Here is a 12423-nt window from a genome sequence, read left to right as displayed (position 1 = left end):
TGCGTGCGAAATTCAAAAAGTTTCAAATGAATAGCAATAACGCAGCCAAACGACCGGAAGTTTAGAACAGGTGCGTTATTAAAGAAAACGTTTCGGTCGACCGGGGTCGCGGTTGACTTCCCAAATTTCTTAGTTTTGCAAGGTTATGGGAATACGCTCTTTTCTGGCAAAACCAATTGCCTCCTACATCGCATCCGGAATCCGGAAATGGTCGCTCGATCCGGTCGGGTCACAACAAAAGGTATTCGACCAGTTGCTGGCCGTGGGCAAGAACACAGCCTTTGGAAAAGACCACGACTTCGGGTCCATCAAAACCTATGAAGACTTCCGTGCCCGTGTGCCCATTCGCGACTATGAAGAGTTGCGTCCCTACATCGAGCGGGTGTTGCACGGCGAACGCGATGTGCTGTGGGAAGGAAAGCCTGCCTACTTTTCGAAAACATCGGGCACCACGTCGGGCATCAAATACATACCCATGACACGCGCGTCGGTGGTGCATCAATTCACCAGCTCGCGCGATGCAGTGCTCAACTATGTGCACGAAACCGGCAATGCGTCGTTTCTCGATGGCGGCCTCATCTTTCTTTCGGGTAGCCCTGTGCTCAGCGAAAAAGCCGGCATCAAAACCGGGCGCCTCTCGGGCATCATCAACCACCACGTGCCCGCCTACCTGCGCACCAACCAAAAGCCCAGCTACGCAACAAACTGCATCGACGACTGGGAAGAAAAACTGGAACGCATCATCGACGAAACCCTCACGGCCGACATGCGACTCATCTCGGGCATTCCGCCGTGGGCGCAAATGTATTTCGATCGCATCCATGCCCGCACGGGCAAAAAAATAAAAGACGTGTTTCCAAGCTTCTCGCTGTTTGTGTATGGCGGCGTGAACTTCGAACCCTACCGCGCAAAACTGTTCGAGTCAATCGGCAAACCGGTCGACACCATCGAAACCTATCCGGCCTCCGAAGGTTTCATCGCCTACCAGGATTCGCAGACCGAGCCGGGCTTGTTGCTGCTGTTGAATGGTGGCATCTTCTTTGAATTTATACCAACCGAAGAATACTTCAACGAAAAGCCCACACGCGTAGGCATCGAAGATGTGGAGCTCGGAAAAAACTATGCCGTCATCATCAACAACAACGCGGGTCTGTGGGGCTATTCCATTGGCGACACCGTGAAGTTTGTTTCCAAAAATCCTTACCGCATCGAAGTGACGGGCCGCATCAAACATTTTATCTCTGCCTTTGGCGAGCACGTGATCGGCGAAGAAGTGGAGAAGGCCATGAAGTATACTATGGAAAAATTTCCCGGCGTGGAGCTCGTAGAATTCACCGTGGCTCCGCACGTCACGCCCACAGAAGGGCTACCCCATCACGAATGGTATATCGAATTTGCAAAAGCACCCGGCAACCTCGAAGCTTTTTCGCAGGAGCTCGATAACCAATTGCGCCAGCTCAATGTTTATTACGACGACCTCATCAGCGGAAGCATCCTGAGCAGGCTGCGCATCCGCGACATGCGCAGAAATGCATTCATCGACTACATGAAGTCGCAGGGCAAGTTGGGAGGCCAAAACAAAGTGCCACGCCTGTCAAACGACCGGAAGATCGCATCGGCGCTCGGGGCTTTATAAAAAAAGACAAAGACATTTCACGACCAACACATCCCGACCTACATTGACCGCGCCCAAAAAAAGAATTGCCATTCTCGGATCCACCGGCTCCATTGGCACACAGGCCCTCGACGTGATTGCCGCACATCCCGACGCATTTGAAGCCGAGGTGCTCACGGCCAACCACAACGCCACACTGTTGGTGGAACAGGCCAAACGCTTCAAGCCCAACGCCGTGGTGGTGGTGAACGAAGAACACTATCCCATTGTGAAAGACGCACTGCGTGACGAGCCTGTGAAAGTATACACAGGCGAAAGCGCACTGAGTTCAGTAGTGCAGATGGACACCGTAGACCTGGTGTTGACAGCCCTCGTGGGGTATGCAGGACTGAAGCCCACCATCAAGGCCATCGAAGCGGGCAAACCCATTGCGTTGGCAAACAAGGAAACGCTGGTGGTAGCGGGCGAACTCATCACCTCGCTGGCCCGCGAAAAAGGGGTGAACATCTTTCCCGTAGACTCCGAACACTCGGCCATCTTTCAATGCCTCGTGGGCGAGTTTCATAATAAAATAGAAAAGGTGGTGCTGACAGCTTCAGGTGGACCCTTTCGGGGAAAGAAATCTGCGGAACTGAAAGCCGTCACCAAAGCCCAGGCATTGAAACATCCCAACTGGACCATGGGTGCCAAGGTCACCATCGACTCGGCCACGCTCATGAACAAGGGGCTGGAGGTGATTGAAGCAAAGTGGCTTTTCGGATTAACTACAAAGCAGGTGGAGGTCATCGTGCATCCACAATCCATCGTGCACTCGCTGGTGCAGTTTGAAGATGGGTCCATGAAGGCACAAATGGGCCTTCCCGACATGCGGTTGCCCATTCAGTTTGCCATGTCGTATCCGGAGCGCCTCAAGTCCGATTTTCCGCGTTTTGACTTTCTGAACTACCCCGCCCTCACATTCGAAAAGCCGGATACGGAAACTTTTCGTAATCTTGCGCTGGCGTTTGAGGCGCTTAACCGCGCCGGAAACATGCCCTGTGTGCTTAATGCAGCCAATGAAGTGGCTGTGGCCGAATTTTTGAAGGACAGGATCGGGTTCCTGGAAATGTCAGACCTGGTGGAGCAATGTCTCGAAAAAATGGCTTTTATTAAGACCCCGGGCTACGACGATTACGTAAACACTGACAAAGAGACACGAATCCGGGCGTTTGAATTTGTGAAACGCATTGGATAATGCTATTTAGACATACTTAACCAGAGGAATTTTAAAGAATGGATTGGATGATAATGTTGGCTCAGCTTCTCTTGAGCTTGTCTTTCCTGGTGGCGGTGCACGAAATGGGGCACTTGCTGGCGGCGAAATATTTTGGAATGCGTGTAGAGCAATTTTCCATCGGCTTCCCCCCGAAAATATGGTCGTTCAAAAAAGGTGAAACCGAATATGCCATCAGCGCCATCCCCCTGGGAGGTTATGTGAAAATTTCAGGCATGATCGACGAGTCGCTCGACACCGAAGCCATGAAGCTGCCCGCACAACCGTGGGAGTTTCGCGCCAAGCCCGCATGGCAACGCCTCATCGTGATGCTGGGTGGCATCTTCGTGAACGTGGTGATTGGCGTGATGATCTTCATCGGCATCACCTATGTGTATGGAGAAACCTATTTATTGAAAGATGCCGTGAACGCAAACGGCGGCTTCCAGGTGGGCAAAGTAGGCGAGGACCTGGGCTTGAAGTCGGGCGATAAAATTGTAAAAATCAACGGAAAGGATTTTCGCTACGTTGAAGACATCCTGCATCCCGAAACCTTGCTGAGCACCGACGGAACCTATACCATCGAACGCAATGGCGAACTGAAGGAAATAAAAATCCCTGCCGACTTCATACAGAAATTCAACAAGAAAGAAGGCCCTGGCAAATTTGTGTGGATCCGCTATGGCCCCACCATAGCCGAAGTCGAAAAAGAATCGGTGGCCGAAAAAATCAAATTGAAGAAAGGCGACCGCTTTGTGGAAGTAAACGGAAAGCCGGTTCAGTATTTCGACGACATGTCGTATGAAGTGAAACACAACACATCCGATTCCCTCTTCCTGAAAGTGGATCGTGGCGGCGAAGTGCTTTCGTTCCGCGTCTATTTTAAAGATCAAAACAGACTTGGCGTGGGCCCCGAAAATCCGGCCTTCCTCGAGAAAGCAGAAGAACGCATCACCTACTCCTTCATCGAGTCCATACCCAAAGGCACCGTGCGCGCCTTCTCCACATTGGCTGTGCAGGTAAAAGCCCTGAGCCGCGTCGTCACCGGAAAACTCAAAGCCACCGAATCGCTGAGCGGCCCCATCGGCATCATGCAGGCGTTTGGAAGCGAGTGGGACTGGTTGCGTTTCTGGACACTCACCGGCGTGTTGTCGCTCGTGCTGGCCTTCATGAACCTGCTGCCCATCCCCGCCCTCGACGGCGGCCACGTGATGTTCCTCACCTACGAAATTGTATCGCGCAGAAAACCTTCCGACCGTTTCCTCGAGAACGCACAAAAAGTGGGCATGGTCTTCCTGCTCGCCCTCATGGTCTTCATCTTCGCCAACGACATCATTAAACTGTTCTCCTGATAGCCCGCAACAAAGCGGGTTGGAGCAACCAACAAATACAGAAAAAGAAAAAGCCCGGTCATTTTTGAATGACCGGGCTTTTTTGATGATATTTAAACAACACGACACGTCGCCACAAATGTGACACAACCCTGAGGAGAAGAAACTCCTGAGTAACTCCTTAGAAACTCCCTTGAAAGTCCCTTCCCTATACGGGGCTGATGCAGGGCAAAGGCACGATAAAGGCAGGCATTAAGCAAGGTGAAAGCATACCCTATACGTCACCCTTGTTCCTCCGCAAAACCCACGCGTACCACACACGTCATCGCATCTGCGTGGGCGCCACAGCATCCATATCGCTATAGTCAAGATTCTCGCCGGCCATTCCCCAGACGAATGTGTAGTTGCTCGTGCCTGCGCCGCTGTGAATAGACCACGGGGGCGAGATCACCGCCTGATGATTCTTCACAAACAAATGACGTGTCTCCGTAGGCTCGCCCATGAAATGACTCACCACTTGGTTGGCGGGAACATCAAAATAGAAATACGCTTCCATGCGCCGGTCGTGCACGTGCGCCGGCATGGTGTTCCACACACTGCCCACGTTCAGTTCCGTAAGCCCCATCTGCAATTGACACGTCGGCAGCACGCTGTTCACCAGCAGCTTGCGTATAGTGCGGTGGTTGGATGTTTCCAGCGCACCCAGCACCACCGTCTCCGCTTCGCCAATGGAAACTTTGCGGGTGGGGTAGGCGGTGTGCGCGGGAGCGGAGTTGAAGTAATAAAGGGGCTTCTCCGCGCCGGGATGAAAAATGATTTCTTTCGCCCCGCGGCCCACATACAAAGCTTCTTTGTTTTCAAGAGCATAGTCTGTGCCGTCTACCGTGACCTTGCCTTTGCCGCCCACGTTGATGATGCCGATCTCGCGGCGTTGCAGGAAGAAGTCGGCCTTCAGAGCGTCGAAGGTTTCCAATGTCAGCGGCGTGGTGGGGTTGGCACCGCCCACAATGAGGCGGTCGTAATGCGTGTAGCACAGGTAAATGTTGTTCTCGGGAAACAGCTCTTCAATCAGGAAGGCATCGCGAAGTTGCTGTGTTTGAAAAGTCTTTGCAGCATCCGGATGGATGGCATATCGGATTTCGGATTTCATGCGCTGTCGGGTTGTGTTGATGAAGGTTGCAATATACTGATAAGACGAAAGAAGCCGACAGCCACCTGAACGACAAAACCCCGGAAATCGGAACATCCCCTTTTCATTATGGAAATAAGTTAATAAACTGTGAGAGATTGCCGCTTGCCGAAACGCAAAGGCCATCGTTTCAAACCCCGTGTTGTCAAATGTTCAGACGCCAGTTTCTACATCTGTTTCCCGCCGGCACATGGCTTGGCGTTGCCGCGAAGCCCGGGCATCACGACGGCCCTGCGGCTCCGAAAACGGAAAATCCTGAACGCCGGGCCTACTGGGTGGCTGTGCTGCAAAAACTGGCCAACCCAATCCTAACCAACCTGTCGGATGGAAAACTGAAATCCGCTATGCCCGTGGAGGCAAAAGAGAGCGTGATGGCCGAACGAAAGTCGGTGACGCACCTGGAAGCCTTTGGTCGCCTCATGGCCGGCATGGCACCCTGGTTGGCGCTGGGCGCCGATGCCACCGAAGAAGGCAGGCAACGGGCCACGTGCATCGCCTTGGCGCAGCGTTGCATAGCGCAGGCGGTGAACCCACAGTCGCCCGATTTCATGAATTTTTATCAGCATCCACAAGCGCTCGTCGACACCGCATTTCTTGCCCACGCCTTGCTGCGCGCGCCCGCACAGTTGTGGACACCACTCGATGCCGATACGAAAGCCCGCGTGGTGAAAGCCTTCGAGTCGAGCCGCGTCATTCAGCCCGGCGAATCCAACTGGTTGCTCTTTGCGGCCATGGTGGAAGCGTTCCTGTTGTCGCAAGGCTATGCCTGGGACACCACGCGTGTAGACCGGGCGATACAAAAACACCGCGAGTGGTATCAGGGCGACGGTGCCTATGGCGACGGCCCCGAGTTTCATTGGGACTACTACAACAGCTTTGTGATTCAACCCATGTTGATCGACGTGGTGAAGGTGCTGGTGGCTGCGGGCAAAGCGGAGCCGTCGTTCTATGACACCGTGCTGCAACGTGCCCGGCGTTATGCGGCCATCCAGGAGCGGCTCATTTCGCCGGAGGGCACATTTCCACCCATCGGCCGTTCGCTGGCCTATCGCTTTGGCGCGTTTCAATTGCTGGGACAGGTTGCTTTGATGAAGGCATTGCCCGAAGATGTATCGCCTGCGCAAGTGCGGGGTGCGATGTCGGCCGTCATTCACAAAGCGGTTGAAGCACCCGGCACGTTTGATAAAAACGGCTGGCTGCAGATTGGTTTTTGCGGACATCAGCCGGGCCTTGGCGAGCCGTATATTTCTACAGGCAGCCTCTATCTGTGTTCGGTCGGACTGTTGCCGCTGGGCCTTCCCGCCAACGATCCGTTCTGGACAACGCCCCCGGAAGAATGGACGGCAAAAAAAGTGTGGAGTGGAAAGGAAGCGCCAATCGATCATGCATTAAAATCGTGAGCGAAGCGTTAATAGCGTTGGTGGAGTGTTCAGGGTTGAGCTTTGAGTATACGTCATCTTAATAAAAGAAATGGATAGTGTGAAAAATAGTGTGATGATCGTGGTGAGCATGGCCATGCTGGTGTCGTGTCGCCATCCGCAGAAGACAACCGTGGTGGTCACCAATCCGCTTGACCTGGCACGGACAGAGATTGTGTCGTTTGATGTGCACGCGCTGGATTCGGCAAGGCATGCAGGCACGCATTTGATCGTGCGTGATGCTGCGGGCAACACACTGGTGAGTCAGCCCGTGGATGTTAACGACGACGGCAAAGCAGACGAACTTCTTTTTCAAGTAACGTTGAAGCCAAAGGAAGAACAGAAATATAGTATTGAAGAAAGCGGATCGCCGGCCGACACCGTGCAGGCAACGCTGCGCACCTATGCGCGTTTTGTGCCTGAGCGCATCGACGACTTTGCCTGGGAAAACGATCGCGTGGCTTTTCGCACCTATGGCCCGGAAGCGCAGCGGCTGGTCGATGAAAAACAACCGGGAGGCACACTCTCCAGCGGCATCGACTGTTGGCTGAAACGCGTAGACTATCCCATCATCAACAAATGGTATAAGAAGGGAGAAACCGGAGGAACCTATCATCACGACGACGGCGAAGGCCTCGACAACTACCACGTGGGGGCTAGCCGCGGATGTGGTGGCATCGGCGTCTGGAAAAACGATTCGCTCTACGTCTCTAAAAATTACGTCACCCACAAAACCACCACCAACGGCCCGCTGCGCACCGTGTTCGAACTAACCTACGCGCCCTGGAAAGTAGACGACATCACCGTGAACGAAACCAAACGAATCACCATCGACCTGGGCAACCAGATGAGCAAGATCGAAGAAATACTCCGTCCATCGGCGCCCCTTCCAAACTGCACCATCGGCGTGACCTTGCACGACAAGAAAGGCGACGTGAAAACCGATTCACTGCACGGCTGGACCAGCTACTGGGAACCGCTTGACGATTCTTATCTGGGAACTGCCGTGCTGATCGACCCGGCACACGTGCAACGGTTTCAGGATTTCCGCACCACCAAAAAAGACCTGAGTCATCTTTATGTCGTGGCCAAAGCCAGCGAAGGAAACGTGACCTTCTACACGGCCTTTGGCTGGAAGAAAGCCGGACGCTTCGACTCGTTCGAAGCATGGACAACACACTTGAACGAAGTTGCCGCACGGTTGGCCGCGCCCGTCCAAATCAAAACATTGAAATAGCACTATGCCCGTATTGAAAGCCGACCAAATAGCCGCCACGCCTGTGAAACCTGGCGTGCAGCGAAGAGTGATTCACCTGGAAGAACTGATGACCGTGGTCATTGACTTCGACAACGGCCCGTGGTCTGTGCCCGAGCCGATGCATCAACACGTGCACGAACAAACCACCTACATCGCAGCGGGCGAGCTGATCTTTTTTTGTGAAGGTGAACCGGAGCGCCGTCTCAAAGCCGGCGATTTGTTTTATGTCCCCTCCAATAAACTTCACACCATTCAACTGCTCTCCGAAAAAGCGCGGCTGGTAGACAGCTTCAATCCACTTCGAGACGATCTCTTACCAAAATAAACCATACTTATGAAAGGGAGATTTTTTGCAATGATCTGCATGCTCCTGGCGTGCACAGCGCTGGCACAAGTGCCCAAAGGCTACAAGATTGTCTATGATCAATCCTTTGCGTCGGAGGCTGCGTTGAGAGATTTCAGGTTCACACAACCCGACAAGTGGTTGTTGAGCAAAGAAGAGAAGGGCCAGTCGCTGGAGTTCACGGGCATCAGCGACGGATACCAGCCACCGTTCCGCTCACCACACACCATCGGCCTGCTTTCTACCTTGCAGGTCGGTAGTTTTGTATTGGAAGCCGACATGCTGCAAACCGGCAAAGAGTATGGTCACCGCGACATGTGCATCATCTTTGGCTTTCAGGACCCATCGCATTTCTATTACGCGCACGTGGCCACCAAAGGCGACGACAACGCGCATCAGATCATGCTGGTGAACAGCGCACCCCGCGCCAAGATCAGCACCTTCACCAGCGAAGGCGTGGCCTGGGGACAAAACGTGTGGCACAAACTTCGTGTTGAGCGTAGCGTGGAAGAAGGCACCATCAAAGTTTTCTTCGACGGCACACTGGTGGAGGAAGCAAACGATAAAACATTTGGCAAAGGCTATATCGGCTTTGGCTCTTTCGACGATTCGGGCAAAATCGATAACATAAAGCTCTGGTCGAAGGATGTGGAAAAAAAATCTGCAACTTTTTTTTCGACGATAAAATAGGGCGTTCGTTTACTAACTACGGATTTTCGTAAGCTATTCCGCCATGATCGTAGGTCAGTTTTTACGTCATGCGCGCGATGGCCTGAGCGTGGTTTGACCCGTTGTGAAATTTGCCGTATTTTGTTTCAGCAAACAACACAATGCCCGCCATGAGACAGAGCCAACACCCGTTAATTCTTCGAAGCCAGATCTATTCGGAGCTTTCACATAACTATGTGTTAGAAAATCCTGAGGCGATAGTCGCTGCAGTTTTTGATAATCCTTCGTTGGTTGAAGTGCTAAACGACCTTCGCCAAAAGATAACGTTCTTTTTAGGAGACGAGGCAAAGTATGCCCGGTTGGAGTATCAGCATTTGGATGAAGGATGGAGCGTGTTGTTTGTTGATGTCGTGTCTTCGTTGCCCATAGAAAAAATAAAAGCAATAATTGATTCGTTGCTGAATTGGGTGATGGAGAAATATCCAAGGGAATTTGCTGTGTTAAATATCAAGAACTCGTTGCTGGTCTAATGTCATTTGATCCGAAAAATTTTCTTGCCGTTGCCGATCAGTTATTTGCGACCGCCACAAGCGAGGCAGAATAGCGCAACGTAGATATTTCGTAAAGTGAAATTGTCTTTGTTCTTGAAAAGCCGTCAAATCAGAACTGGAAATAAATAAACGGCTGCACTCCTGCTGATTTTATCTGAAGCACCAACACAATCACAGCAGTCAATCCTGCGGCTTGTGCCACCAGTGGCAAACGGCTCACAGTGCTTTCGATTTCCAATTCCAGCGACTTGGGCATAAAGTGCAACACGTAGCCCAGCAGCATGAGAAGCAACACGCCTTTGTAGCCGGTAATAAATTCACCCAGCACGCCAACGTTGAAATTGGTTGTGATCTGGCTCAGCATCTGGCCAACGATTTCGAGATCGGCTGCGCGGAAAAAGATCCAGCAGAAACAAACAAAGTGAAACGTGAGCACGGGCGCCAGAACTTTCCAGCCCCGCCACGAGAGATCAAATTTTTCGGTGATGAATTTATGAAAGGCCAGCGCGGCGCCATGCAGTCCACCCCAGATCATGAAGCGCCACGAAGCGCCATGCCACAGGCCGCCCAGCAGCATGGTGATCATGAGGTTCAGATAGGTTCTTAATTTTCCTTTCCGGTTTCCGCCAAGCGAAATGTAGAGATAGTCGCGCAGCCATGTTGACAACGAAATGTGCCAGCGGCGCCAGAACTCGGTGATGTTTTTAGATTGATAGGGCGAATCGAAGTTGATGTTGAAGTGAAAGCCCAGCAGCAACGCGATGCCGATGGCCATGTCGGAATAGCCCGAGAAGTCGCAGTAGATCTGCATGGCGTAACCATAAATGGCAAAGAGATTTTCCAGCCCGGTGTAGAGGGTAGGGGCATCGAAAACGCGATCCACAAAGTTGAGGCTGATGTAGTCCGAGATCACTGCCTTCTTGAATAAACCACAGGCAATAAGAAACACCGCGCGACCCAGCATCTCCTGGGTCACCAGGGTTGGTTTATAAATCTGGGGAATGAAGTCCGACGCGCGCACAATGGGACCGGCCACCAGCTGCGGGAAGAACGACACAAAGAAGGCGTAGTCCACCAGGTGATCCACCGGTTTCAGGGTGCCGCGATAAACATCGAGGGTGTAGCTAAGCGACTGGAACGTGAAGAAAGAGACGCCCACCGGGAGAAAAATATCCAATGGCTCAAACGGTTTGCCCGACACGCCGCAAAAAGCTTCATAGAGCAGGTTGGTGTATTTAAAGTATCCCAGCAAACCCAGGTTGATCACTAACGTCAGGAAAATAAAAAACTTTTTCCGCGCCTGCGATTCGCTTGCATAGATGAGCTTGGCCAGGGTGAAGTCGACCACGGCCGCAAAGATGAGTAACACAAAGTAGATGCCGCTCGACTTGTAGTAGAAATAGAGCGAGAACAGCGTGACAAAAATGAGCTTGGGGCGTTGCGTGGGGCTGAGCACCACATAGACCCATAAAAATGCCGTGAACAAAAAAAGAAAGAAGCCGCTGTTGAACAGCAACGGTTCATCGGCATGATACACGAATTGTTCTGCCAGCTTATGGATGTCGAAGCCCAACATAGCGATTGTAGGTTTTGATGAACGCCTCGTATATTAAATTTCCCTGATACTCATAACCTTCCTTGGTGAAGTGAATGCCATCGGGTCGCAACAGGCCTTGCGCACGCCATGCCGTGGCAGCCTGTTTGCCGCCCACCACTTTATACATATCCCAAAAAGCAAATCCATTCTCAACAGCATACTGTATGATCTGCTGACGTATTTTTTCGATGGCCGGATTGGGCTTCACTTTTTTTCGAAACGCTTCCGGTGGCGTAACGAGTATAAACTTTGCCTGCGGGTTTTCTTCTTTCAGCGATTGCACCAGCTTCTCAAGGTGATAGGTGAAGGTGGGATCGAGATACGGATAGTCGGCCGATTCGTTAGTGCCCAGCGAGATGATGAAGAGGTTGGGCGCAAGGGCCGGGGTCTGCTTCACAAAATACTTCGCGGCGTTGTAGTGTTTGTATTTGGCGCCGTTCACGCCGATGGCATGATAGAGCACGCCGTCGTTGCCGTTCTCGAGCGAGATGCCATAGAGCGTAGCCTGTCGCTGATCGTCGTTCGATTTCACCGGCTGGATAAACACCTGGTCAACACAGTTTTGAAATTCGATGCGCGAAAAATGCGTGGTGCCCACTTCATAAGGACCGCTGATGCCAAGCTCCTGCCCCTGTGTGTCTTTCACAGAAAAGCTGTAGCTGCTGGGATCTTTTTGAAAAAACAGCGACACGGAGTTGAAGCTGTAGTCGTTCAGTGTGTTGTCTACTTTTATGGAGAGTCGAGTCTCGGTCTCGTCGGTGCTGATGGTGATGCCGCCAATGCCGATGGGCATGGGTTGTTCGGGATAGATGGCGCGCTTGCTTTTCCAGGGGGTGGTAACGGAGGTGCGGAAGTTGTTGGGCTCGTTTGTTCCCGCCACACGGCCCGGCACAATCAACCCGCGCCCGGCGTTGCCAAAGTCGCGCTGAAAATTCCGGCGCACCACATCCGTGAGAAAGTCGGCCTGAATGTGTGAGTCGCCCAGGTGAATGATGTTGATCTTTCCTCGTCCGGTGGTTTTTAATTGCACAAGCGCTTCAAAGAAGGGCTCAAGGTAGTCGGCATTTTGAATGAAGTTGGTGCTGTCGTCGGCCAGGTCATAGGTGCGGAAGGTGAACTTCAGCGGCGCCTGTGCAAGCGTGAGTTGCCCCACCGCCAACAGAAGCAGCGTGAAGGCTGTGCGGACAATATGAAGCACTG

11 protein-coding genes are annotated in these 12423 nt (G+C 52.4%); 8 read left to right on the top strand and 3 right to left on the bottom strand.

Annotation, left to right across the window (positions count from 1 at the left end):
- The first annotated feature begins 145 nt into the window (after positions 1-145).
- Genes JI741_RS16580 through rseP form a run of 3 tightly spaced genes read left to right on the top strand, consistent with a single transcriptional unit; the run spans position 146 to position 4219 of the window.
- Positions 146-1636, top strand: a complete 1491-nt coding sequence (locus JI741_RS16580; RefSeq protein WP_202011523.1) for a GH3 auxin-responsive promoter family protein — start codon at positions 146-148, stop codon at positions 1634-1636.
- Positions 1637-1679: 43 nt separating this feature from the next.
- Positions 1680-2849, top strand: a complete 1170-nt coding sequence (locus JI741_RS16575) for a 1-deoxy-D-xylulose-5-phosphate reductoisomerase (RefSeq protein ID WP_202011522.1) — start codon at positions 1680-1682, stop codon at positions 2847-2849.
- A 38-nt stretch (positions 2850-2887) separates the two neighbouring features.
- Positions 2888-4219 carry an RIP metalloprotease RseP gene (gene rseP / locus JI741_RS16570; protein WP_202011520.1) on the top strand — a complete coding sequence of 444 codons (1332 nt, stop codon included), beginning with the start codon at positions 2888-2890 and terminating at the stop codon, positions 4217-4219.
- A 301-nt stretch (positions 4220-4520) separates the two neighbouring features.
- On the opposite strand, the gene kduI is transcribed toward rseP, so the two are convergent.
- Entirely contained in the window at positions 4521-5348 is an 828-nt protein-coding gene (kduI, locus tag JI741_RS16565; protein WP_202011518.1) for a 5-dehydro-4-deoxy-D-glucuronate isomerase, read from the bottom strand.
- Positions 5349-5536: 188 nt separating this feature from the next.
- Between kduI and JI741_RS16560 the strand changes: the two genes are divergently transcribed.
- The 5 genes from JI741_RS16560 (at position 5537) to JI741_RS16540 (ending at position 9605) form a co-directional block, all read left to right on the top strand.
- The gene (locus JI741_RS16560; protein WP_202011516.1) at positions 5537-6787 is read left to right on the top strand and encodes a DUF2264 domain-containing protein; all 1251 of its coding nucleotides are present in this window, start codon (positions 5537-5539) and stop codon (positions 6785-6787) included.
- A 70-nt stretch (positions 6788-6857) separates the two neighbouring features.
- Positions 6858-8042 carry a BT3233 family polysaccharide utilization protein gene (locus JI741_RS16555; protein WP_202011514.1) on the top strand — a complete coding sequence of 395 codons (1185 nt, stop codon included), beginning with the start codon at positions 6858-6860 and terminating at the stop codon, positions 8040-8042.
- A gap of 4 nt (positions 8043-8046) precedes the next feature.
- Entirely contained in the window at positions 8047-8388 is a 342-nt protein-coding gene (locus JI741_RS16550; protein ID WP_202011512.1) for a cupin domain-containing protein, read from the top strand.
- 9 nt (positions 8389-8397) lie between these two features.
- On the top strand, positions 8398-9096 hold the full coding sequence (locus JI741_RS16545) for a hypothetical protein (RefSeq protein ID WP_202011510.1): 699 nt from the start codon (positions 8398-8400) through the stop codon (positions 9094-9096).
- A gap of 149 nt (positions 9097-9245) precedes the next feature.
- On the top strand, positions 9246-9605 hold the full coding sequence (locus JI741_RS16540; protein WP_202011508.1) for a hypothetical protein: 360 nt from the start codon (positions 9246-9248) through the stop codon (positions 9603-9605).
- A gap of 130 nt (positions 9606-9735) precedes the next feature.
- Here JI741_RS16540 and JI741_RS16535 read toward each other — a convergent pair whose 3' ends face one another.
- Positions 9736-11202, bottom strand: coding sequence for an MBOAT family O-acyltransferase (locus JI741_RS16535; RefSeq protein ID WP_236676113.1), 1467 nt, complete (start codon positions 11200-11202; stop codon positions 9736-9738).
- Positions 11180-12421 (bottom strand): GDSL-type esterase/lipase family protein, encoded by a 1242-nt coding sequence (locus tag JI741_RS16530; RefSeq protein ID WP_202011507.1) that lies wholly within the window; start codon positions 12419-12421, stop codon positions 11180-11182. The genes JI741_RS16535 and JI741_RS16530 overlap by 23 nt, the downstream gene beginning before the upstream one ends.
- Between the last annotated feature and the right edge of the window lie 2 nt (positions 12422-12423).

The sequence above is a fragment of the Chryseolinea lacunae genome (genome assembly GCF_016735595.1).
In the GTDB taxonomy this organism is placed as follows: Bacteria; Bacteroidota; Bacteroidia; order Cytophagales; family Cyclobacteriaceae; genus Chryseolinea; species Chryseolinea lacunae.
This window is presented reverse-complemented; position numbering and strand designations above follow the sequence as displayed.

Bases quoted from the DNA above. Each gene is read 5' to 3' on its own strand.
- JI741_RS16580 (WP_202011523.1), top strand. From the start codon at position 146: ATGGGAATACGCTCTTTTCTGGCAAAACCAATTGCCTCCTACATCGCA.
- rseP (WP_202011520.1), top strand. From the start codon at position 2,888: ATGGATTGGATGATAATGTTGGCTCAGCTTCTCTTGAGCTTGTCTTTC.
- kduI (WP_202011518.1), bottom strand. From the start codon at position 5,348: ATGAAATCCGAAATCCGATATGCCATCCATCCGGATGCTGCAAAGACT.
- JI741_RS16560 (WP_202011516.1), top strand. From the start codon at position 5,537: ATGTTCAGACGCCAGTTTCTACATCTGTTTCCCGCCGGCACATGGCTT.
- JI741_RS16555 (WP_202011514.1), top strand. From the start codon at position 6,858: ATGGATAGTGTGAAAAATAGTGTGATGATCGTGGTGAGCATGGCCATG.
- JI741_RS16550 (WP_202011512.1), top strand. From the start codon at position 8,047: ATGCCCGTATTGAAAGCCGACCAAATAGCCGCCACGCCTGTGAAACCT.
- JI741_RS16545 (WP_202011510.1), top strand. From the start codon at position 8,398: ATGAAAGGGAGATTTTTTGCAATGATCTGCATGCTCCTGGCGTGCACA.
- JI741_RS16540 (WP_202011508.1), top strand. From the start codon at position 9,246: ATGAGACAGAGCCAACACCCGTTAATTCTTCGAAGCCAGATCTATTCG.
- JI741_RS16535 (WP_236676113.1), bottom strand. From the start codon at position 11,202: ATGTTGGGCTTCGACATCCATAAGCTGGCAGAACAATTCGTGTATCAT.